Origin of the sequence: Streptomyces sp. Pv4-95, assembly GCF_045782725.1 — a bacterium.
In the GTDB taxonomy this organism is placed as follows: Bacteria; Actinomycetota; Actinomycetes; order Streptomycetales; family Streptomycetaceae; genus Streptomyces.
The window spans coordinates 684,858-706,213 of sequence record NZ_CP127172.1 but is presented as its reverse complement, the minus strand read 5'-3'; the positions used below and the strand labels follow the sequence as shown (position 1 = coordinate 706,213).

At 71.0% G+C, this 21,356-nt stretch carries 22 protein-coding genes; 14 read left to right on the top strand and 8 right to left on the bottom strand.

What is annotated here, in order from left to right; all coding sequences use genetic code 11:
- Window positions 1-27: 27 nt before the first annotated feature.
- The 3 genes from QOM21_RS03330 to QOM21_RS03320 form a co-directional block, all read right to left on the bottom strand.
- Entirely contained in the window at window positions 28-264 is a 237-nt protein-coding gene (locus QOM21_RS03330; protein WP_407548005.1) for a hypothetical protein, read from the bottom strand.
- Between the two features lie 143 nt (window positions 265-407).
- Window positions 408-1,742 carry a hypothetical protein gene (locus QOM21_RS03325; RefSeq protein ID WP_407548004.1) on the bottom strand — a complete coding sequence of 445 codons (1,335 nt, stop codon included), beginning with the start codon at window positions 1,740-1,742 and terminating at the stop codon, window positions 408-410.
- Window positions 1,739-2,077: a hypothetical protein gene (locus QOM21_RS03320; RefSeq protein ID WP_407548003.1), complete on the bottom strand. Its 339-nt coding sequence runs from the start codon at window positions 2,075-2,077 to the stop codon at window positions 1,739-1,741. The genes QOM21_RS03325 and QOM21_RS03320 overlap by 4 nt, the downstream gene beginning before the upstream one ends.
- A 476-nt stretch (window positions 2,078-2,553) precedes the next feature.
- Here QOM21_RS03320 and QOM21_RS03315 point away from each other — a divergent pair, with 476 nt between their 5' ends.
- Window positions 2,554-4,215 carry an ABC-F family ATP-binding cassette domain-containing protein gene (locus QOM21_RS03315; protein WP_407548002.1) on the top strand — a complete coding sequence of 554 codons (1,662 nt, stop codon included), beginning with the start codon at window positions 2,554-2,556 and terminating at the stop codon, window positions 4,213-4,215.
- Window positions 4,216-4,280: 65 nt separating this feature from the next.
- On the opposite strand, the gene QOM21_RS03310 is transcribed toward QOM21_RS03315, so the two are convergent.
- Window positions 4,281-4,976: a type 1 glutamine amidotransferase domain-containing protein gene (locus QOM21_RS03310; protein WP_407548001.1), complete on the bottom strand. Its 696-nt coding sequence runs from the start codon at window positions 4,974-4,976 to the stop codon at window positions 4,281-4,283.
- Between the two features lie 173 nt (window positions 4,977-5,149).
- Here QOM21_RS03310 and QOM21_RS03305 point away from each other — a divergent pair, with 173 nt between their 5' ends.
- Window positions 5,150-6,109: a LysR family transcriptional regulator gene (locus tag QOM21_RS03305; RefSeq protein ID WP_407548000.1), complete on the top strand. Its 960-nt coding sequence runs from the start codon at window positions 5,150-5,152 to the stop codon at window positions 6,107-6,109.
- A 23-nt stretch (window positions 6,110-6,132) separates the two neighbouring features.
- Here QOM21_RS03305 and QOM21_RS03300 read toward each other — a convergent pair whose 3' ends face one another.
- Entirely contained in the window at window positions 6,133-6,531 is a 399-nt protein-coding gene (locus QOM21_RS03300; RefSeq protein WP_407547999.1) for a nuclear transport factor 2 family protein, read from the bottom strand.
- 71 nt (window positions 6,532-6,602) lie between these two features.
- On the opposite strand from QOM21_RS03300, the gene QOM21_RS03295 reads away from it, so the two are divergent.
- The gene (locus QOM21_RS03295; RefSeq protein ID WP_407547998.1) at window positions 6,603-7,172 is read left to right on the top strand and encodes a PadR family transcriptional regulator; all 570 of its coding nucleotides are present in this window, start codon (window positions 6,603-6,605) and stop codon (window positions 7,170-7,172) included.
- Between the two features lie 12 nt (window positions 7,173-7,184).
- Window positions 7,185-7,979, top strand: a complete 795-nt coding sequence (locus tag QOM21_RS03290; protein ID WP_407547997.1) for an SGNH/GDSL hydrolase family protein — start codon at window positions 7,185-7,187, stop codon at window positions 7,977-7,979.
- Between the two features lie 45 nt (window positions 7,980-8,024).
- Here QOM21_RS03290 and QOM21_RS03285 read toward each other — a convergent pair whose 3' ends face one another.
- Complete coding sequence (locus tag QOM21_RS03285) at window positions 8,025-8,648, bottom strand: TetR/AcrR family transcriptional regulator (protein ID WP_407547996.1); 624 nt, start codon at window positions 8,646-8,648, stop codon at window positions 8,025-8,027.
- Window positions 8,649-8,996: 348 nt separating this feature from the next.
- Between QOM21_RS03285 and QOM21_RS03280 the strand changes: the two genes are divergently transcribed.
- Genes QOM21_RS03280 through QOM21_RS03270 form a run of 3 tightly spaced genes read left to right on the top strand, consistent with a single transcriptional unit; the run spans window position 8,997 to window position 12,345 of the window.
- The gene (locus tag QOM21_RS03280) at window positions 8,997-9,824 is read left to right on the top strand and encodes an enoyl-CoA hydratase-related protein (protein ID WP_407547995.1); all 828 of its coding nucleotides are present in this window, start codon (window positions 8,997-8,999) and stop codon (window positions 9,822-9,824) included.
- A gap of 18 nt (window positions 9,825-9,842) precedes the next feature.
- Complete coding sequence (locus QOM21_RS03275; RefSeq protein ID WP_407547994.1) at window positions 9,843-11,453, top strand: long-chain-fatty-acid--CoA ligase; 1,611 nt, start codon at window positions 9,843-9,845, stop codon at window positions 11,451-11,453.
- Between the two features lie 4 nt (window positions 11,454-11,457).
- Window positions 11,458-12,345, top strand: coding sequence for an SCO6745 family protein (locus tag QOM21_RS03270; protein WP_407547993.1), 888 nt, complete (start codon window positions 11,458-11,460; stop codon window positions 12,343-12,345).
- 106 nt (window positions 12,346-12,451) lie between these two features.
- Here the strand turns inward: QOM21_RS03270 and QOM21_RS03265 are convergent, their stop codons facing one another.
- Complete coding sequence (locus tag QOM21_RS03265; RefSeq protein WP_407547992.1) at window positions 12,452-13,426, bottom strand: ArsR/SmtB family transcription factor; 975 nt, start codon at window positions 13,424-13,426, stop codon at window positions 12,452-12,454.
- Window positions 13,427-13,510: 84 nt separating this feature from the next.
- Here QOM21_RS03265 and QOM21_RS03260 point away from each other — a divergent pair, with 84 nt between their 5' ends.
- From QOM21_RS03260 to QOM21_RS03240, 5 genes are all read left to right on the top strand, one after another.
- Window positions 13,511-14,644 carry an alpha/beta fold hydrolase gene (locus QOM21_RS03260; RefSeq protein ID WP_407547991.1) on the top strand — a complete coding sequence of 378 codons (1,134 nt, stop codon included), beginning with the start codon at window positions 13,511-13,513 and terminating at the stop codon, window positions 14,642-14,644.
- A 146-nt stretch (window positions 14,645-14,790) separates the two neighbouring features.
- Entirely contained in the window at window positions 14,791-15,603 is an 813-nt protein-coding gene (locus tag QOM21_RS03255; protein WP_407547990.1) for an SDR family oxidoreductase, read from the top strand.
- A complete protein-coding gene (locus tag QOM21_RS03250; protein ID WP_407547989.1) occupies window positions 15,600-16,253 on the top strand; it encodes an HAD family hydrolase in 654 nt (217 codons plus the stop codon). Before QOM21_RS03255 ends, QOM21_RS03250 begins: the two co-directional genes overlap by 4 nt.
- 29 nt (window positions 16,254-16,282) lie before the next feature.
- On the top strand, window positions 16,283-17,503 hold the full coding sequence (locus QOM21_RS03245) for an acyl-CoA dehydrogenase family protein (protein WP_407547988.1): 1,221 nt from the start codon (window positions 16,283-16,285) through the stop codon (window positions 17,501-17,503).
- 65 nt (window positions 17,504-17,568) lie between these two features.
- Entirely contained in the window at window positions 17,569-18,045 is a 477-nt protein-coding gene (locus QOM21_RS03240) for a hypothetical protein (protein WP_407547987.1), read from the top strand.
- Between the two features lie 80 nt (window positions 18,046-18,125).
- Here QOM21_RS03240 and QOM21_RS03235 read toward each other — a convergent pair whose 3' ends face one another.
- Window positions 18,126-18,725, bottom strand: coding sequence for a TetR/AcrR family transcriptional regulator (locus tag QOM21_RS03235; protein ID WP_407547986.1), 600 nt, complete (start codon window positions 18,723-18,725; stop codon window positions 18,126-18,128).
- Window positions 18,726-18,869: 144 nt separating this feature from the next.
- Between QOM21_RS03235 and QOM21_RS03230 the strand changes: the two genes are divergently transcribed.
- Together QOM21_RS03230 and QOM21_RS03225 are read left to right on the top strand one after the other, a co-directional pair.
- Complete coding sequence (locus QOM21_RS03230; RefSeq protein ID WP_407547985.1) at window positions 18,870-20,414, top strand: APC family permease; 1,545 nt, start codon at window positions 18,870-18,872, stop codon at window positions 20,412-20,414.
- Between the two features lie 6 nt (window positions 20,415-20,420).
- The gene (locus tag QOM21_RS03225; RefSeq protein ID WP_407547984.1) at window positions 20,421-21,284 is read left to right on the top strand and encodes a carbon-nitrogen hydrolase family protein; all 864 of its coding nucleotides are present in this window, start codon (window positions 20,421-20,423) and stop codon (window positions 21,282-21,284) included.
- The last annotated feature ends 72 nt before the right edge of the window (window positions 21,285-21,356 follow it).

Genomic DNA, 21,356 nt, shown 5'->3' with positions numbered 1-21,356 from the left:
GGCCAACGACGCCTGGAGAGCGGTGAATCAGGAGGGAAGGAGCCACCTGACGACGGCATACAGAACCATCAGCGCCGGCGCCGCCAGCCACCATCTGCTGCGCAGCCATCGGGTCGCCAGAACGAACACCGTCAGGAGGGCCACGGCCGAGGCGAGCACCCCGGCCGTGAGGCACAGGATCTGGACCTTGTCGGCCGAATCGCGCACGCCCCAGGGGCCGTCGGGCGAGACGGCCGACGCCAGGAACACGACGTAGAGGACCACTGCGTTCGCCGCGATCAGTACGGCGGCGCTGATCGCGGCCCCGGCCGCTTCGCCTCCGCTCCGGCGCCCGCTCCGGCGCCCGCTTCGGTCCCGGTCTCCGGAAGTGCCCGCAATCCCGTCGGCCGGGCATGCCCCGGAACGACTCACCGCAGTGCCTGCCGTGCGTTGCCCAGATGCGTCATGAAGCTGTCGCCGTAGGCCTGCGCGGCATCACTCTCCCAGTAAGGACCGCCGTTGTAGCGAGCGGCCAACTCCTGGTACTGCTCGGGGGACATCCGGTCGGCAGGTATGTCGGCGAACGAGCTCTCCGCCTTCAGCTGCGCCAAGTACTCCGAGGTGATGAAGGCGTTCTGGGCGGGATCCTTGACCGCTTCCTCGACCTGGTCCCGCTGCATGCCGGTGAGGTGCCCGGGATCGTAGCCGAGCACCTCGGCGGCGCGACGGATCTGAATGGACATCGGCCCCATGGACGTCTTGTCGGCCTCTCCGCCGATGCCGAATCCGCGCACCGTGTCGGCGACATCGTCGATGATGCCCGGGTCCCCTTCGACTTCCTTCCAGGCGATGCCCGCGATCATGTCCGGCGGCAGACCGTTTTCCTCGGCTGCCGCTTTGAGGATCGCCCGGTTGGCGCCGATCCAGTCCCGGCGGCTGTCATCCGAATCGGAGGGCAGCCAGTAGTTGTTGCCCGTGCCCTCGGGCAGCCCTGCGCAGAGCCGCTTGATCCGCATCAGCGCCGGAGACACCACCACGTCCGCCGCCACACCGGGGAAGTGGTCCGTCTTGTTGCCGCTGCCCGCCAGATGCGTGAGCGGATTGCCCTGGGCCTGGCGCGCTTCGGCCTGCAAGGCGCCCACGCGTTCCATCAGGCCGGCCGCGTCCTTGAATTCCGTGTGGAAATTCGGGATGAGGCGCCGGGCGGACCGCAACTCGGCGACGCATGACCTTCGCGCGGTCTGCTCGGTCTTCAGTGCGTGGCCGAACGCCTCGGACGCGCGCTTGTGCCACCCGTCGGCTTCCTCCCGGATGGCGTCCACGTCGACCAGCAGCTCGGCCAGCGCGTCCAGAAATCCGGTCGTCCCCCGGAGGTCCTCCCACTGGCGCATCGGTTCCGCGGCCTTGGCCTTGGACGTCACGGGGGTCGCCTCTCGCGACATGACGTCCGAGAGTGCGGACTGTGCCTCCTCGCCTGCCGAGAGGAACTGCTTGGCGTGCGTCACCGCGTCCGAATAATCCAGCAGCGCTTTCCACGCCTTCCGGTATCCCTCGGTCAACCCGGTGACGAGACCCTCGACGTCACGAAGCCGCGCTTCGTAATGGCTGCGTGAGTCGCTCGTCCAGTCGAGCCGCTCCGCCTTCTTCACGGACGGCGCCGCGGCGTGCAGCAGGCCGTACATCCGCTTGAATTCGTCGGCATTTCGCTCGATGAGAGCAGGATTGCAATCCTGAAGGAATTCCACTTCGGCGTGGTAGGTCACGCGGTGGCCTCCTTCGGCGCCTCGTACCGGGAGGAATCGAGGACGGCCCGAAAATCGTCGCGTGTCTGCTCGTCCACCTTCGTGTAGTTGTTTCCGGTGGTCTTGAGCGCGGTGGACAGTGCGGTGAGCAGGAGGACCAGGTCCTGCTGCTGGTCGGCGGCGAAACGCGCGAAATCATCGACCTCATGGGCCACTTCGCGATGTGCGTGCGGTGTTCGCGAAAGCGTGCCGATATCTTTGTCGAGTCGGCCTTCGTGGAGCAATCCCGCGATCTCCACGAGAATATTCGCGCTGCCGTCGATCGATGCGGCATCCGCTCCGTATCCGTCACTCATATGTCCCCCGAAGCAATCCAGAATACGAACAGCCGCATAATCATCGTCGCAAGCTCGCGGAAGCGTCAAGCGGGCTTTGACCCTTTTGTTATTGTCCGGGGCGATGGTGCCGATGGCGGACCGCCCGGAAGCCGTCTCGCACGTCCGATGCAGTTCTTCGGCCGGGTGGTGCGTCGCGCATAAACCTCTCGCAGCCCGCGCCGGGGGTGAGGTACAGTTTTGGAGTCCTGTTGTCTCCGATAGAGGTGGACGTTGCGCATCTGAGGTCCGCGATCATCGCGCGGTACGGCATCCGCCGTACTCCCGTCACGCTGCAGCCGGCATTCCTGCCGCCCGTGACCCCGCGCGGATGCGACCTCGGTGCATGAGCCGTCCTCACTTCTCCGGAGGGCCGCACCCCCTTTTCCCGGTTCGGTCGCCGCGTGGTGCTCGCAAACGAAGTCCCCTTCCCTGCGCTTGCGACTGCGAGAATCCACATGGCTCACCCCAGCACCCCCAGTGCCTCCGTGACCTGCTCCGGCCTGTCCTTCCAGTGGCCGGACGGCACCACCGTCTTCGACGGGCTCTCCCTCGGCATCGGCCGTGGCCGCACCGGCCTCGTCGGCGCCAACGGCACGGGAAAATCCACCCTGCTGCGACTGCTGGCCGGACGGCTCCGCCCCTCCCGGGGCTCGGTGACCGTCGGCGGCAGCCTCGCCTACCTGCCACAGAACATCACCCTCGACACGACGCTGCGCGTCGACCGGGCCCTGGGCATCGCCGAACGGCGCGACGCGCTGCGCGCCATCGAGGCCGGAGACGTGAGCGAGGCGCACTTCGAGACGGTCGGCGACGACTGGGACGTCGAGGAGCGGGCCCTGGCGACGCTGGGCTCACTCGGACTCGATGATGTCGAACTCGACCGGACGGTAGGCCAGTTGTCCGGCGGCGAGACCGTACTGCTGCGCCTCGCCGCGCTGCTGCTGGAGCGCCCCGACGTGCTGCTGCTCGACGAACCGACCAACAACCTCGACCTGTTCGCGCGCCGCAGGCTCTACGACGCCGTCGACTCCTGGCGCTCGGGAGTGCTGGTCGTGGTCAGCCACGACCGCGACCTCCTGGAGCGCGTGGACCGCATCGCCGATCTGCGATCCGGCTCGCTGACGTGGTACGGAGGCGGCTGGTCCGCGTACGAGGAGGCCGTGGCGACCCAGCAGGAAGCGGCCGGGCGGATGCTGCGGGCCGCCGAGGCGGACGTGCGCCGGCAGCAGCGCGAACTGGAGGAAACCCAGGTCAAGCTGGCCCGACGACAGCGGCACAGCAAGAAGATGGACGCCGAGCGGCGCGCCCCGAGAATCGTCGCCGGCGAACGCAAGCGGTCCGCGCAGGAATCCGCGGACAAGCTCCGCGGACTCCAGGAGGACCGTCTGCACGAGGCGCGCGAGCGACGCGAGGGGGCCGCGGAGGCGATCCGCAACGACGCCGAGATCCGTGTGAGCCTTCCTCACACCGCCGTCCCCGCAGGCCGCACCGTCCTGAACCTGCGCGAACTGCGCCTTCCGTTCGGCACGCTGCGCGAAGGCAACCTCCATGTGCACGGCCCCGAACGCATCGCGCTCGTCGGCCGTAACGGAGCCGGCAAGACCACGCTGCTGCGCACCCTGACGGGAGAACTCGCACCGCTGTCCGGCGAAGCCCGCACGTTCGTGCCGCTGAGGTTCCTTCCGCAGCGCCTCGACGTGCTGGACGAGGAGCTGAGCGTCGCCGACAACGTGACCCTGCTGGCTCCCGGTGTCACGGACAACCACATCCGTGCCCAGCTCGCGCGATTCCTGTTCAAGGGCGCACGCGCCGACCAGCCTGCCGGAACCCTCTCGGGCGGGGAGCGCTTCCGGGCCGCCCTCGCGGCGACGATGCTCGCCGCACCGGCGCCGCAGCTACTGCTGCTGGACGAGCCGACCAACAACCTCGACATGGCAAGCGTCCGGCAGCTGACCAGCGCCCTCGACTCCTACCAGGGCGCACTCGTGATCGCCGGCCACGACCTGCCCTTCCTCGCCTCGGTCGGCATCACCCGCTGGCTGCTCGTCGGAGAGGAACTGCGGGAGACCGGCGAGGACGAGGTCCGCGATCTGCTCGAAGGGGGAGAGGGTGACTGACGGGCCTTCGTCTCATGGATCACCGTCCCGGCTCACGTCCGCGAAGAGGGCGGGGCGAGGAGTGCTCAGCCCAGCTTCTTGAGGAGCTCGGTCGCGAGCGGACCGGAGGAGGAGGGGTTCTGTCCGGTGACCAGGTTGCGGTCGCTGACCACGTGCGGCGCCCACGGCTCGCTCTCCCGGAAGTCGGCACCGGCCTCGACGAGACGGTCCTGGAGCAGCCACTTCGCCTTGTCGGCGAATCCCGCCTGGCCCTCCTCGGCGTTGGTGAAGCCGGTCAGCCGGAACCCCGCGAAGGAGTTGGCGCCGTCGGACCCGGTCGCTGCCAGCATGGCGGCCGGGGCGTGGCACACCAGAGCCAGGGGCTTGCCGGACTCCAGGGCGTGCGTCAGCAGCTTGCCGGAGTCGGCATTGACGGCGAGGTCCTCCATGGGGCCGTGGCCACCGGGGTAGAAGACCGCGTCGTAGTCGTCGAGGCGTACGTCCTCCAGCTTGCGGGGGCGCTGGAGTTCGGCGAAGGACGCGAGGGTCTGCGACACCTTGGCGGCGCCCTCCTCGCCGCCGTTCACCTCGGGGGCCAGGCTGCCCTTGTCGACGTGCGGTACGACGCCGCCCGGGGTGGCGACGACGACCTCGTGGCCCGCGGCCTTGAACACCTCGTACGGGGCGGCGGCCTCCTCGGCCCAGTAGCCGGTGGGGTGCTTGGTGCCGTCGGCCAGCGTCCAGTGGTCGGCGCCGGTCATCACGAAAAGGATCTTCGACATGGTGAGGCTCTTTCGCTGTGGGTGCGGGCCCTGCCGGGCCGGGGGCGTCGCGACGCATGCTCCGGGGCTCGTGGGTCCGGGACTCCGGTACTCGGTGCCTCGTACCCCGTCGGTGCGCCGACCTCCCCGAAGGTAGGCCCGGTCAGCCATCGGAATCCAATAGGCTCGGCCATATGAGGCATAGGAATTCCGATGGCGAGGATGGAAGGGAGCAGGTCGGCGGCACTGCACCGCCGGACCTCAACCTGCTGCGCACCTTCCTCGCCGTCCACCGTTCCGGATCCTTCACGGCTGCCGCGCGCCTGCTCGGTCTGTCACAGCCCACGGTCACCGCACAAGTGCGCTCCCTGGAGGCGCAGCTGGGCAGGGAACTCTTCGCCCGGTTGCCGCGCGGTGCGGCTCCCTCACCGTTCGCGGACGAGCTGGCAGCCCGGGTCGTCGAGCCCCTGGACGCCCTGGCCGCCGTTGCCGGCCAGGGGGGATTCGCCGCCGAGGGCGCTGCGGAACCCGTTCACCTCGCGGGCCCGGCCGAGCTTCTGTCCCACAGTGTCGTACCCACTCTCGGACCGCTGGTCGAGAAGGGCGTGCGGCTGCGCATCACCACCGGCCTGACGGAGCCTCTCCTTGAGGAGATGCGCGCGGGGCGGCACGACCTGGTGATCGCCACGGTCCGCCCCCGCGGCCGGCACCTGACGTCCGTGCCGCTGACGGACGAGGAGTTCGTGCTGGTCGCGGCGCCCTCCTGGGCGGAGCGGATCGGCGGCCCCGCCCGGGTGGCCGCCGAAGGCGCGGCCGCACTGCACGGGATCCCCCTGGTCGCGTACGCCGAGGACCTGCCGATCGTCCGCCGCTACTGGCGCCATGTCTTCGGCAAGCGGCTGGTGTGCCGGGCCGCCGTCACCGTGCCGGACCTGCGGGCCGTGAAAGCGGCGGTCGTCGGCGGCTCCGGATTCAGCGTGCTGCCCCGCTACCTCTGCCTGGCGGAACTCGCCTCCGGAGCCCTGGTCCTGCTGGGCGAGCCGGACGATCCACCGATCAACACCGGCTTTCTCGTGCAGCGTCCCGGCGCCTCGGACAATCCGCACGTCGCGTTGGTGCGCGACCACCTGCTGCGGTCCGCCCGCGCCTGGTAGGGCGGCCCGCGGTGGCCGTGCGCTCAACCGGCCGCCGCCTGAGCCTCCTTGTTGATCTGCTCGAACTGCGCGCCCATGGCTTCGGAGAGGGCCTGAGCGGCCGAGAGCGGGCGGACCATGACGGTGAAGTCGTCGATGAGTCCGTTCTCGTCGAGGTGCAGGAAGTCGCACCCGGTGATCTCGCGGTCGCCGACCCGGGCGGCGAAGACGAGGGCGTGGTCGCGGCCGTCGGCGCCGTTGATCTCCCGTATGTAGTGGAAGTCCTCGAAGACGCGGGACACGCCGCGCAGGATCGCCGCGGTGATGGCCTTGCCGGGGTACGGCCGGAAGGCGACGGGGCTGGTGAAGACGACGTTCTCGGCCAGGAGCGCTTCCATGGCCTCGTGGTCGTTCGCTTCCACGGCCTTGCGGAATGCGTGCACGCGGGTCACCTCATAGTCAATTTGATGAGTAGGTGTGGAGGACAGTAATCGCATCGATGTACTGTGTCCATATGTCTCTGAAGTACGCGGTCCTGGCGGCGCTCCTGGAGGGCGAGGCCTCCGGCTATGACCTGGCCAAGATCTTCGATGTGTCGGTGTCGAACTTCTGGGCGGCGACCCCGCAGCAGCTCTACCGCGAACTGGAGCGCCTGGCGGGGGAGGGCCTGATCGATGCGCGGGTCGTTCCGCAGGAACGCAGGCCCAACAAGCGGATGTTCACGCTCTCGGAGGCCGGACGGCAGGACCTCGCCGCCTTCACCGCCAAACAGCCCCGCCCGACCGCGGCCCGCGACGAACTCATGGTCAAGGTCCAGGCGGTCGACGGCGGAGACATGGCGGCCGTGCGGGCGCACATCGAGGAGCGGATGGAGTGGGCGCGCGGGAAGCTCGCCCGCTACGAGCGGCTGCGCCGGCATCTCCTCGGCGACCTGAGCGAGGAGGAGTTCCTGCGGGACGGTGAGCGCGTCGGCCCCTATCTGACACTGCTGCGGGGCTTCTCCTTCGAGGAGGAGAACCTGCGATGGGGCCAACAGGTCCTGGAAATCCTGGCACGCCGCACGGCGTCCGCCGACCGGGCCTGAGAGGCGCCGACCATGACGAACACCGCATACCTGCGCTATGTCGCCCTCGGGGACAGTCAGACCGAGGGCCTCGGCGACGGGGACGACACCACCGGCCTCAGAGGCTGGGCGGACCGGCTCGCCGAGCGCCTCGCGCAGCACACCCCCGAGGTGCGGTACGCCAATCTCGCCGTCCGCGGATGCGTCGCCGCCCAGGTACGCACCCAGCAGCTCGCGCCCGCTCTCGCGCTGCGACCCGACCTGGCCACCGTCGTCGCGGGAATGAACGACCTGCTGCGCCCGAGCTTCGACGCCGACGAGGTGGCAGGCCACCTGGAAGCGATGTTCGAGGCCCTGACCGCATCAGGGGCGCGCGTGGCGACGCTGACCTTCCCCGACGTCGGGCGGATCATCCCGCTCGCGCGCCCGATCAGGCCCCGTGTCGTCGCCCTGAACCACCGCATCCGCACCGCGGCGCGGCGCCATGGCGTAGTCGTCGCGGAGACCTCGCACCACGACGTCGTCACCGACCCGCGGATCTGGAGCCCCGACCGGCTGCACGCCGCCCCGCTCGGCCACGAACGGATCGCGGCCGCCGTCGCGCACGCCCTCGAACTGCCGGGCAGCGACGAGGCGTGGACGCACCCGCTGCCGCCGCCGGCCGCCCCGTTCCCTGCGGGGTGGCGCGCCGCGGCGGCGGAGGCGCGTTGGGCCGCCGCGTTCCTCGGCCCATGGATCGCCCGGCGCATACGGGGTCGCTCGTCCGGCGACGGCCGCACCGCCAAGCGTCCGCAACTGGCTGCTGTGCCTGCCCGTCCGGCACCGTGAGCACGGCTCACCTCGGGCCACCGCTGTGCGGCACGCCCGCTCCGGTCAGGCGTCGGCCGGGGGCTCCGCGGCGGGCTCCCGGTCGCCCTCCTGGGGCGCGTCCTTCAGCTGAAGGCCGTTCTCCCAGATCTTGTTGAGCGTGGTGACGAGACGCTCGAACGGGATGCGGTGTTCCAGGACGAACACCAGGTAGGCCATGCGGCTCACCATGGCGGACAGCGCGTGCGCGGTGACCAGCGGGTCGAGGCTCGGATCGGCCTCGCCGTCCTGCTGAAGGGCGCGGATCATCTTGGCGTTGCGCCGCACGAAGGCGTTACCGCGCTCCACCCGGAGCGCGAGGAACTTCTCGTCGACCTGGGCGACCTGCTCGAACAGCGCCATGAGGCGCGCGTTGCGCCGGTACGCGCGCAGATACTCGCGGTTGGAGGCGTCGATGAGCAGCCGGGTGTCGGTGATGCCGGTCCGCTCGCGCAGGTGCGGGTGGAGCATCTCCTCCTGCACCATCTCGACGAGCGCCTGGAAGATCTCTTCCTTGCTGTTGAAGTACGTGTAGAACGACCCCGACGCCACGTTCGCGGCCTGGGTGATGTCGGTGATCCGGGCGTCGAGGAAACCGTCGCGCTCGAAGACTTCACGCGCCGCGGCGATGAGCGCGTTCCGCGTCCGCATGCCGCGGCTGCTCCGCGGGGTGATCGGTTGCTTCCGGCCGTCTGCGGCCGGGGCCTGGGCAGCCAAGGTGGTCCATCCCTGTCGTTCGAACACGTACGGGTGGCAGCGGATGCTACCAGTTGGTGGCCTCCTGACCTCGGGCGTTGCCCCTCCACAGGTGTCCGACCACCTCTTTCGCCGTGGTGACAGGGGTCAACCGGCCGACGGGAGCGGCCCGAGCCGGCGCCCGCACGAATATTGAATGTGGCTTCACCTTCACAGTAGGGTCCGGCTCATCGCCGCAGGTTGCGGGCGGCGACACCGCACGATCCGGATCCGGGCCAGGGACGAGCTGGGGAGGTCACGCGAGTGACTCAGGGTGCTCAGGTGCAGAAGGGGGAGACGGTTCTCGCCGAGCGGCGCGGCGCGGTCATGGTGATCACGCTGAACAGACCGGACCGGCTCAACGCCTGGAACGATGAGCTGGAGGACCGCTACTTCGCGTTGCTCGACGAGGCGGAGGCGGACCCCGACGTACGGGCCATCGTCCTCACCGGCGCCGGCCGCGGATTCTGCGCGGGCGCGGACATGGCGGATCTGCAACGGGCGGGCGCGGCGGCGGAGTCGGCCGCCGCCCGGTTGGCGGACCGCGCCGGCCGGGTCCGGCCCCGGTGGTTCCCGCTGATGGTCCGCAAGCCGATGGTGGCGGCGGTCAACGGCGCCGTCGCCGGGCTCGGCCTCGTCGAGGCCCTGTACTGCGACGTCCGGTTCAGCACACCGGACGCAAAGTTCACCACGGCGTTCGCCCGGCGCGGCCTGATCGCCGAGTACGGCATCGCCTGGCTCCTGCCGCGCCTCGTAGGACCGGGCAGGGCCCTGGATCTGCTGCTGTCGGCACGGGTGATCCGAGGCGCGGAGGCCCACGAGATGGGCCTTGTCAACCAGCTCGTCGAGGCGGACCGTCTCCTCGACGAGGCAGTCGCCTACGCCACCGAGCTGGCGACCTGGTGCTCCCCGACGGCCATGAGCGTGATCAAGGATCAGGTGTACCGCGGCCTGGACACCGACTTCGCCGCAGCGGTCGACTGGGCGGACGTGCTGATGCCGGAGGCATTCCGGCGGCCCGATGCCGCCGAGGGCGTCGCCTCCTACCTGGAGAGCCGCCCGCCCGCGTTCCAGCCCCTCGACCCCAAGTGACACCCCGGAGGTGCACGCATGCCGAACGCCGCTGAAGCGATCTGGGAGCACGCCTGGGACACGCCCGAGCGCATCGCCCTGCGCGGCGACACCGGCGAGCCGTGGACCTACGGAACGCTGCGCGCCCGGTCCGCCGCCGTCGCCGGCCGGTTGCGCGAGCACGGCATACGGCCCGGCGACCGGGTGCTGCTCGTCGCCCCGTCCGTCCCCGAATTCGCCGCGGCCTACTACGGCATCCTCTCGGCCGGAGCCGTCGCCGTCACCGCCAACACCATGGCAGCGCCACGGGAGTTGACGTACATCGGCGTGGACGCGGGCGTCTCACTCGTCCTGGGACGGCGCGCGAGCACCCCGGCTCCCGAGCAGGTCGCGGACGAACTGGGCGTACCCTACGGCGAGTTGGACCCAAGGCTTGCGGGCTTCACCGGTCTCGGCGACCGCGGCACCGAGTCGGACTCCGCGATCAGCGCGCCCCACCCCACGGAGGACGACGACACGGCCGTCCTGCTCTACACCTCCGGGACCACCGGCCGGCCCAAGGGCGCCCAACTGACCCACGGCAATCTGGTCGCCTGCGCCGCGGTCTTCTGCGAGGTGTACGAGATCACGGCCGAGGACCGGGCCGTGACGGGACTGCCGCTGTTCCACGTCTTCGGCCAGGTGTGCGTCATGGCCACCACGATGCACGCGGGCGCGAGCCTGTCCCTCCTCGAACGCTTCGACGCGCCATCCATGCTGGCCATGCTCCGCCGTGACCGCCCCACCTTCACCGCCGGGGTACCCACGATGTGGAACGCCTTGCTGCGCGCCTCCGATGCCGCCGACGCAGCGGACTTCACCGGTCTGCGCCTGGCGTCGTCCGGCGGGGCCTCGCTGCCCGTCGAGGTGATGCGTGCCTTCGAGGAGCGGTTCGGCTGCGCCATCGTCGAGGGGTACGGGCTGACCGAGACGGCCGGCGCCGCCACGTTCCAGGACCCGCGACGCCCGAGGAAACCCGGCGGTGTCGGGCGGGCACTGCCCGGCTGCGAGGTGTCCGTACGCGGTGACGACGGCGCGGAGCTGCCGCCGGGCGGGATCGGTGAGGTGTACGTCAAGGGCCCGGTGGTGATGAAGGGGTATTGGAACCGCCCGGAGGCCACCGCCGATGTGCTGCACGACGGCCGGCTGGCGACCGGCGACCTGGGCACGATGGACGCCGACGGGGACCTCCGCATCGTCGACCGCAAGAAGGACCTCGTCATCCGGGGCGGCTACAACGTCTACCCGCGCGAGGTCGAGGAGGTGCTCTACGAGCACCCCGACATCGTCGAGGCCGCCGTCATCGGTATCCCCGACGCGCACTACGGCGAGGAAGTGGCGGCGGTGGTCGCCCTGCGGCCGGGCGCCCGTCTGAGCGGGCCCGACCTCCGCCGCTGGGCCAAGGAACGCCTCTCCGCGTACAAGGTGCCGCACGTGGTGGCGGTGGTCGACGAACTCCCCAAGGGCCCGACAGGAAAGATCCTCAAACGGGCCATCGACCCGGTCGCACTGAAGGCGGAGCCGACGGATGCGGCGCTCGGGCCCGCGGACGCCACGGACCCCTCGGATACCGCGGCCCCGGGCAACTGCACGCCTTCCGGAGGGCACTGAACCCATGACGTCCACCTCTACGGCCGGTGCCACGCCGCCCTACGCTCGCGAGACATGGCGGACCCTGGAGCCGTACCACGGAGCCGTCTACTTCTCACCCGAGGCACAGGCACGCTACGGCGAGCTGGGGTCGGCGGGACAGGCGGCGTACTTCGCCTCGCGCTCCGCGGCTCTCGGGCCGGCGCCCGCGGAACTCACGGCCGCCACCTTCTACAACTTCAACCCCGTGGCCGTGCACGCGGCACTTCCCGCGGCGTGGGACGCGGCTCCGCCGGCGGCGTTCCTGGCCGCACGGCTGCGGGGCATCGACGCGACGCTGCGCCGGGTCCTCGGCGCGGACATCACGTCGGAGCGCCTGCGCCGTGCCGCCGAACTGGCCCGACGGGCCGCCGAAGCCGCGCGGCCACTCCTCCATGGGCGCCCCCTGTTCGCCGCGCACGCCGCGCTCCCGTGGCCGGACGAGCCTCATCTGGTGCTGTGGCACGCGCAGACCCTGCTCCGTGAATTCCGAGGCGACGGCCACGTCCAGGCGCTGCTCGCGGCAGGGCTGAACGGCATCGAAGCGCTGGTCACACACGCCGCCACGGGGGCGGTCGCCGCCGAGACCCTGCGGACCACCCGGTCCTGGGCGCCGCAGGAGTGGGCCCGCGCGGCGGACGGCCTGCGTGAACGGGGATGGCTCACGGACGAGGCCGAACCCGCCCTCACCTCCGAAGGGCGGGAGCGGCGAGCAGCCGTCGAACGGGTCACCGACCGGCTCGCCGCCGTGCCGTACACCACGCTGGGCCCTGACGCGTGCGAGGAACTGCGCGACCTGGTCCGCCCGTACAGCCTGGCGCTGGCACAGGACTTGATGCCGTGGGCGGTGGAACGCCTCGGCCGTTCCCTCTGATGTCACCTTCGGAGCCGCTGCTCGGCGGCTCAGTCGGCAGTGGTGACGTCGCATGCCGGGGACGTTCGTTCCGGGGGAGCGCGGCAGTTGAGCCGTCCTGCCCAGGTCAGCTGTCGGCCGGTCCGCCGGTCAACAGCAGCTCCGCCAGGGGCGTACGCGCGTGGTGCACCGAGCGGCCCGTGCGGGTGGTGGTGAGCAGCCCGGCGGCGCGCAGGGCAGAGGCGTGGGCGGAGGCCGTCGCGTTGCTGACGCCCATGCGGCGCGCCAGACCCGTGGTCGTCAGGGCTTCGTCCAAACAGCGCAGCAGCGCGAGCCGGGTGCGCCCGAAGACGCCCACGAGAGGCTCGCCCTGGCCTGCCCCCTCCGGGACGATCGGCAGCCCCACGCCCGCCGGATAGGCCAGCGCCACCGGGCGGTCCGGCAGATCCTGGACGAGCGGGCCACGCCGCCAGTGGAAGGTCGGCCGGATCATCAGCCCTCGCCCGCGAAGTCGTACGTCGCGCACACCCGGGATGCCCGGTAGGGGCCATTCCCAGACGCCGTCGCGCAACCGTGAGCCAGAGGCCAGGGCGGTCAGAGCAGCGCCGAGGCCCTGTTCGGAGACCGTGAGGGCATGGCGGGCGAACTCCGCCCGGTGCAGATCCTGGACCTGGGGCCACACCGGCGCGAGTACCGACTCGTACGCCGCCCGCTGCGCCCGGCCGAGTGCCCGCCGGGCGCCGGCGTCCCCGGCGTGCAGCGCGCGGATCCAGGGTGGGGCAGGCCGGCGCGCGTACACCTCCTCGATCCCGGCCCGCACGAACTCCGGGCGGGCCGCTGCGATCAGGGCGAACCCCTCATCCGGGGTGTCGCCGAGGACATCGAGGAAGGCGGGGGCCACACCCTCCGGCACGAGGTCCGCGAGCGGTTCGACCGCGCGCGGGAGGGACCGCAGCAACCTGCTCCGCCAGCGTCCGAACAACAGCTGGTCGTGCGGGGCGCCCAACATCATCAGGGCGGCGTGCAGTTCGGGTACGGGCGAGGGCCGCGGCGCGAACCGCACCTGCGCGAGATCATCCGTCGTGAAGTGAATCCGGATCATGTACGTTCCCCCGTTCCGCGCCAGCCTTTCGGACCAGGGCGCAAGCTTCGCCCCGACATGGCGTTCGCCCCCACGATGCCGTCCATGACCCATTACTTCACACCCGGTCGCCGTTCCCTGGCCAAGGGCGTCCTCGCCGGGGCCGCCACCCTGCTGATCGGCACCGACCGGGCCGCCGCCGCTGCCAGTGCCGCCCCCGCCGCCGCGCCGCTCCTGCGTCTGCCGGCTCCTGACGGGCCCTACCGTGTCGGTGCGACGACCCGCCACCTCGTCGACGGCTCCCGCAACGACCCGTGGCAGCCCAAGATCGGCGTACGCGAACTCATGGTCACCGTCCTGCGCCCGGCCGCGCCCGGCCACGGCTTCCCGCGGGCTCCGCAGCTGACCCCGGGCGCCGCCGCTCTCTTCGCCGGCATCGCCCAGCGGATCCACCCGCAGCTCCCGGGGTCCGGAGTCGACTGGGCGGCCACCCTCACGCATGCCCGGACCGGGGCCCCGTCCCTGCCCGGCCGACGCCCCGTGCTGCTCTACAGCCCCGGTGGTGGCGACGCCCGCACGACGGGCAGCTCCCTCGCGGTGGACCTCGCCTCGCACGGCTGGACGGTCCTCACCGTCGACCATCCCGGGGACGCGAGCCAGGTGGAGTTCCCCGACCAGCGGCCCGGCCGCAAGCGGGTCCGGCCCACCGCGCTGTACGGTCCGCCCGACGCGGCGGCCTTCCGCACGATGATCGACACCCGGGTCGCCGACCTCCGTTTCGTCCTCGATGCCTTCGGCGTCGACCGGGTCGGCGTCTACGGGCACTCCGCGGGCGGCACCGCGGTCGCGCAGGCGCTCCACGAGGACCGGCGGATCGCCGCCGCGGTCAACCTGGAGGGGTATCTCGACCGGATGGACGGTGAACTCCTGCCGGTGGCCGAGCAGGGGACGGACCGGCCGCTGCTCCTGGCCGGCACCGACGGGTTCCGCGACGCCCGGCTCGACCGGTCCTGGGGTGCGCTCCTCGCCCATGGGGGTCCCGTTGTCCGGCGGCAGCTCGATGAGGCCCAGCACTGGGTCTTCACCGACTACGGGTCCCTCGTCCCCCAGCTCCAAAGGGCCGGCCTGATGACCGCCGCCGGGCGCGCCGCCATGGTCGGCCGGGGCGATCCGCGCATCGCCGTGCCTGCCGTGCGCGACCTCGTGCGGTCGTTCTTCGCCGCTCACTTGCCGAGGTGACGGTCCGCCCCGGCCCTCCCGCCCGCTGACGTCCCGCCCCCACACGCCACCCATTGAAGTTGAACTCAGATTCAAATACGGTGACCGGAGCCGGCGGCCGAGGCGGTCGTCGGGCAGCCGTACGGGATGTGTGGGACGGAGACTTCGTGCAGATCAACGGCAAGGTCGCGATCGTCACGGGCGCGGCGGGCGGCATCGGTGCCGCGATCGCGCAGCGCCTTCTCGAGGAGGGAGCGCGCGGTGTCCTGCTGACGGACCTGGACGCCGCCCGCCTCGACGCGACGGCGAAGCGGCTCGCCGACGCCCATGCCGGGCGGGCCGCGGGAGTGGCCGCGGACGCCTCTTCGACGGAGGACCTGCGGCGCCTGATCGGCGTGGCCGAGGCGGAGTTCGGCCCCGTCGACCTCTACTTCGCGAACGCCGGAGTGGGCGGCGGCTCCGGGCTCGATGCGAGCGAGGCGGCATGGTCCACTGCGCTCGACGTCAACGTCATGGCGCATGTGCGCGCGGCCAAGCTGCTCGTACCGGGGTGGATCGAACGTGGCGGGGGCTACTTCTTCAGCACCGCGTCGGCCGCGGGGCTGCTCACGCAGATCGGCTCGGCCACGTACTCCGTCAGCAAGCACGCCGCGGTCGCCTTCGCCGAGTGGCTTTCGGTGACGTACGGGGATCAAGGCGTGCGCGTCAGCTGTCTGTGCCCGCAAGGCGTCGAGACCGAACTGCTCATGGCGGGCACGCGTTCGGCCGACCCCGTCGAACGTGCCGGTGCGCGCGCCGTACTGGACTCGGGGGAGCTGCTGCAACCCCTGGACGTCGCCGACCGCGTGCTGGCCGCGGTCGGCGACGAGCGGTTCCTCGTCCTGCCGCACGCGCAGGTGCTCGACTTCTACCGCCGCAAGGGCAGCGACTACGACCGGTGGATACGCGGCATGCGGCGCTACCAGGAGGCAGTGAAGTGACCGGTACCCGCAACGCCGTCCTCTTCGACTTCGGCGGCGTTCTGACGTCCAGCGTGGTCACCGCCTTCGAGGAGGTCGGGCGGCAGCTCGGCGCCGACCCGCGGCTGCCGCTGCGGCTGCTGGGGACGGACGAGCAGAGCAGCACGCTTCTCGTAGCGCACGAGGAAGGGCGCATCGGGGAGCGGGAGTTCGAGGAGGGCTTCGCCGCGCGCCTGCGTGCGCACGGCGCGACGGTGGAGGGCGAGGGCCTGGTGAGCCGGCTGCAGGAGCTGTTGAGCCCGGATGTCGACATGATCGCCCTGGTGGCGGAGCTCCGGTCCGACGGCCATCGCGTCGGTCTGCTCTCCAACTCCCTCGGCGACGACTGCTACCGGGGCTTCGACCTGCCCGCCATGTTCGACGCCGTGACCATCTCCCGCGACATCGGTGTACGCAAGCCGTCGCGCCGCGCGTACCAGGCGGCGTGCGAGCGGCTCGGCGTACGGCCCGAGGACACCGTGATGGTCGACGACCTCCGGCAGAACATCGCGGCCGCGCACCGCATCGGCCTCGCGGGAGTCGTCCACCGGGAAGCGGCCACGACCGCACACGAGCTGCGGGAGCTGCTTGCCCCGGCGGGCCGCCGGCCGGTGTCTTCGACCGAACAGTGAATCAGCGATCCGCGACCGTGGGAGGACCCGTGTTCGAAACGTCCGACAGGGCCAAGGAGTACCAGGACAAGCTGCTCGCCTTCATGGACGAGCACATCTACCCCGCCGAGCCCCTCTACGAGGCGCAGATGGCCGCGTCGGGGGACCCGCACTTCCATCCGCCGATCCTCGAAGAGCTCAAGACCGAGGCACGCAAGCAGGGGCTGTGGAACCTCTTCCACCCGCACCCCGAGTGGGGTCCCGGTCTCACCAACCTCGAATACGCGCCGCTCGCCGAAATCATGGGACGCAGCGCGCACTTGGCACCCGAGGCCACCAACTGCAACGCCCCGGACACCGGCAACATGGAGGTCCTCACCCTCTTCGGCACAGAGGAGCACAAGGAGAAGTGGCTGAAGCCCCTGCTCGCCGGTGAGATCGCCTCGGCCTTCGCCATGACCGAGCCGGCGGCCGCCAGTTCCGATGCCCGCAACATCCAGCTGCGGATGGAGCGCGACGGCGACAGTTACGTCCTGAACGGGCGCAAGTGGTGGACCTCCAACGCCCTCCACAAGAACTGCAAGGTCCTCATCGTCATGGGCAAGACCGACCCCGAGGGCCCGAGCCACCGGCAGCAGAGCATGATGGTGGTCCCGCTCGACACCCCGGGCGTCACCCTCCTGCGCAATCTGCCGGTGTTCGGCTACCAGGACCGCGAGGGCCATGCCGAGGTCCTCTTCGAGAACGTCCGGGTACCGGCGACGGCCCTGCTGGCCGGTGAGGGCGACGGCTTCATGATCAGCCAGGCTCGGCTCGGGCCGGGCCGGATCCACCACTGCATGCGATCCATCGGCATGGCCGAGCGCGCCCTCGACCTCATGATCGACCGCGCGCAGGCACGGACGACGTTCGGCGCGCCCCTCGCCGACCGGGCCAACATCCAGGACTGGATCGCCGAGGCACGCATCGAGATCGACATGGCGCGCCTGCTGACCCTCAAGGCCGCCTACTTGATGGACACCGTCGGCAACAAGGAGGCCCGCACCGAGATCGCCGCGATCAAGGTCGCCGCTCCCGAGGTCGCGCTGAAGGTGATCGACCGCGCCATCCAGGTCCATGGGGGCGGCGGCGTCTCCGACGACTTCCCGCTCGCCAGCATGTACGCCCACCTGCGCACCCTGCGCCTGGCGGACGGCCCGGACGAGGTCCACAAGCGCACCATCGCCCTGCGCGAACTGCGCCGGCGCGACGCGAACTGGGGGAAGGCGTGAGGAGAGCGAAGCGGCCGTAGCGTGAGCCACCTGCCCGGCGCACCCGCGCCGGGCAGGATGAGCGCATGGGTACGGACGAGAACGCCGGCTTCACCCTGCCGCGTGGCGCGACAGGCTTCTTCCGGCCCGAGGACGGCCCGCTGCCGGAGACCGACCGGCGGGCCTTCCGCGCCGGGCTGTACGCGGCCGCGCGCCTCGCCGGAGGCATGGTGGGGGAGGTGGAGGACAGGGCGTACCCCCGTACCTTCCACACCGCGTCGGTCATCGATGACGCAGGCGAGACCATCGTCCTGTGCCACGCCCATCACCCCTGGATCGCCTTCGCCCAGGACCGGCGGCAGGAGTACAGCGAGGGGTTCCTCGCCCCGCCCTGGTGGTCCTCGCCCTTCGCGCAAGCGGGATTCGAGGTCCTCGGCGCCGGGACGCTCGCCACGCCCCTGGCCAACATCGACACCTCCGTACTCACCCGGAGCGAACGGCGCGAGGTCCGCCTGCGCGGCATCACCACGTTGGGCGGCGTGCTCTTCAACGCCTGGGACTGATGACCTGCCCGGGCACCGTCCTTCGGAGTGCCGCTGAGCCACCGCCCGAGCGCCTCGCCCCGTCTCGCCCAGGGCGCGTCCTAGCCCTCCCATCGATCGCCGGCAGCCGCCCGCCCGTACGAGTGCAGCGCCGTGATGACCTCGCGTCGCGTGCGGCGCCCGGCGAGGACGTCCATCTGGTAACCGTCCTCCATCGCCACGAAGTTGGAGGCGATCATGCGGGGTGTGTCCGTCAGGGCGAAGTGTCCCTGCGCCTCACCGAGCACCAGAATTCCCTGGTAGACGCCGATTTGACGTTCCGTCAAAGCGCTGTCGAGGGCGGCGGCCTTCGGGTCGCGCAGGGTGCGGGGCCAGTACTCGAAGAGGAGGCGGGGCAGCTGGTCGTGCGGGCCGTCCGCAACTCCGGAGGCGATGCAGCTGCGCAGCCGTTCCCGCGCGTCCGTGTGGCGTTCCGCGGCCGACTCGCGGTCCCGGCAGAACCGCTCGATGGCCTGCTGGAAGGTCTCGTACATCAGGGCGTCGAGGTCGTCGTAGTAGTAAAGGACCGCCGCGGGGGTGACCCCGGCCTGCTCTGCCACGTCCCGCAGCCGCAGCCCTTCGAGACCCCTGCTGAGCAGTGCCCGCCCGGCGGCCTCGCTCAGCTGGGCCCGCCGCGCCTCCTGGTCCTTGGTCCGTGCCACCGCGTTCCCTCGTTCTCTCGTTTCTTCAAAGACTGAACCGATCCGAAAAGATACCGGTCCAGGTCTTGACCGGGCTACGACCGTTTCATTAAATCGCTCTTTAATGAATCCGGGTGCCCACGCACTCTCCTCTTGGAGGCCGTCATGACCACGGACGACACCGGGGCCGGTCCCGGGCCCACCACCGCACCACCACTGACCGCCAAGGGTCTGCGCGGCGACTCGGTGGGCCTGCTCGCCACGGTCGCCCTGGGGCTGGCCTCCGTGGCGCCCGCCTACAGCATCGCCATCACCCTGGGACTGGTGATCCTGGTGGCCGGTGACCTCGCGCCGGCCGCCCTGCTGCTCGGTTTCGTGCCGATCCTGCTCACCGCCTTCGCCTTCCGGGAGCTCAACCGCGAGATGCCCGACTGCGGCACCACCTTCGTGTGGAACACCCGCGTGTTCGGTCCCGCCGCCGGCTGGCTCGCGGGTGGCTGGACGGTCCTCGTCGCCACCGTCATCGCCATGACCGCGCTCGCTCAGGTCGGTGCATCGGCGCTCCTGGGCCTGCTGGGCCCGGACGCGGCGGCGGACAGCGGCCTCGCCGTCACCGGTCTCGCCGTGCTGCTGCTCGCGCTGACCGTCACGGTCGCCTACCGAGGGGTTCAGCTCGCCGCGCATGTGCAGTACGCGATGCTCGGCCTGCAACTCGTCGCACTGCTCGCCTTCGGCATCGCGGCCTTCGCCCACGACGGGGCGGCGACCCCGTCCCTGAGCTGGCTCAACCCCTTCGGATTCGACAGCTTCGGCGCCTTCGCCGAGGCGGTGCTGCTCAGCCTGTTCATCTACTGGGGCTGGGACGCGCTGATCACCTTCAACGAGGAGACGGTCGACAGCGGACGCACACCCGGCAGGGCCGCCGTGACCTCCACCGTGATCCTTGTCGTCACCTACCTGTTCACCGCCTTCGCCGCCCTCTCCTTCGCCGGCACCGGCACCACCGGCCTCGGCCTCGGCGGCGAGGAGGCCGCCGCCGACGTCCTCGGCAACCTCGCGCCCGCGGTCCTCGGCGACGTCCCGGCGAAGCTCGTCCGGCTCGCCGTCGGCGTCTCCGCCGTCGGTGCCCTGCTGACCTGCACCGTCTCCACGCCGCGCACCACCTTGTCGATGAGCGCGCACGGCGCCCTGCCCGCCGCCTTCGGGCGCATCCACCCGCGCTTCCGGACCCCTGCCTTCGGCACGGTCTTCTTCGGCATCGCGGCCGCCGTCGTCCTGTCCCTGCTCACGCTGGTCTCCGCCGACTTCCTCGGCGACGCCGTCCTCTCCGTCGGCCTGCTGATCGCCTTCTACTACGGCATCACCGGCTTCGCCTGCGCCTGGTACTTCCGCGGGCACCTGCGCCGCTCACCGCGCGACCTGCTGGTCAAGGGCGTCATGCCGGTGGCGGGTGGCCTGATGATGCTGGCGGCCTTCGTGCGCAGTGCCTACGACATGCTCGACCCCGGCTACGGCCACACCTCCCTCGGCGGGGTCGGCGGAGCCTTCCTGCTCGGCGTCGGCTCGATCGTGCTCGGCAGCGCAGTGATGCTCCTCGTCCGCTCCCGCCACACGGGCTTCTTCCGCGACGGTCGCGCGTCCGTCGCCACCTCCTCCGTCACCCCACCCGTCACCCCTCCCGTCACCACCCTGTCCCTCCCGGAGAACTGATCACTCATGCGCACGCTCGCCATCGCCGCCGTCCAGACCACGCCCGTCCCGCACGACCTGCACGCCACCTGGGAACGCTTCGCCGACCGGGTACGGGCGGTGCGCGAGACCTTCCCGCACGTCCAGCTCGTCGTCGTACCCGAGCTGATGCTCGCCGCCGGGGCGCCCCTGCTGCAGGCGCGGCCTGACTGGATGCGGAAGGCGGCGGTCACCGTCCCGGGCCCGCTCACCGACCGGATCTGCGCCCTGGCCCGCGAGACCGGCCTGTGGCTGATCCCCGGCAGCCTCTACGAGCAGGCCGACGACGGGCTCACCTACAACACCGCCCTCGCGGTCTCCCCGGACGGTGAGATCGTGGCCCGTTACCGCAAGATCTTCCCGTGGCAGCCCTACGAACGGACCGCGCCCGGCGGTGAGTTCGTGGTGTTCGACCTGCCCGGCATCGGCCGCGCGGGCCTCGCGATCTGCTACGACGGATCGTTCCCGGAGACGGCGAGGCAACTGGCCTGGCTGGGCGCCGAGGTCATCATCCAGCCGACCCTCACCACCACCCGCGACCGGGAGATGGAACTGGTCTGTGCGCGGGCCAACGCCTGGACCAACCAGCTCTACGTCGTGAACCTCAACGCCGCCGACCCGGCAGGCGTCGGGGCCAGTGTCATCGTCGACCCGGAGGGCGCTGTCCGTCAGCAGGCCGGCTCGGGCGAGGAGGTGCTGGTCGACGTCCTCGATCTCGAAACCGTCACCCGCGTCCGCACATACGGATCCGCCGGTATCAACCGTCCCTGGTCCCAGCTCGCCCGCTATGGAGACCGGATCGAACTGCCCATGTACGGAGGGACGTTCCAGCCGACGCGGTGGGTCGACTGAGCCGGGGCGCGGAGCCCGGCTCATGGTCGAGGATCCGCCGGCCCCGCCGAAGCGACGGCCCTTCCGGCCCGC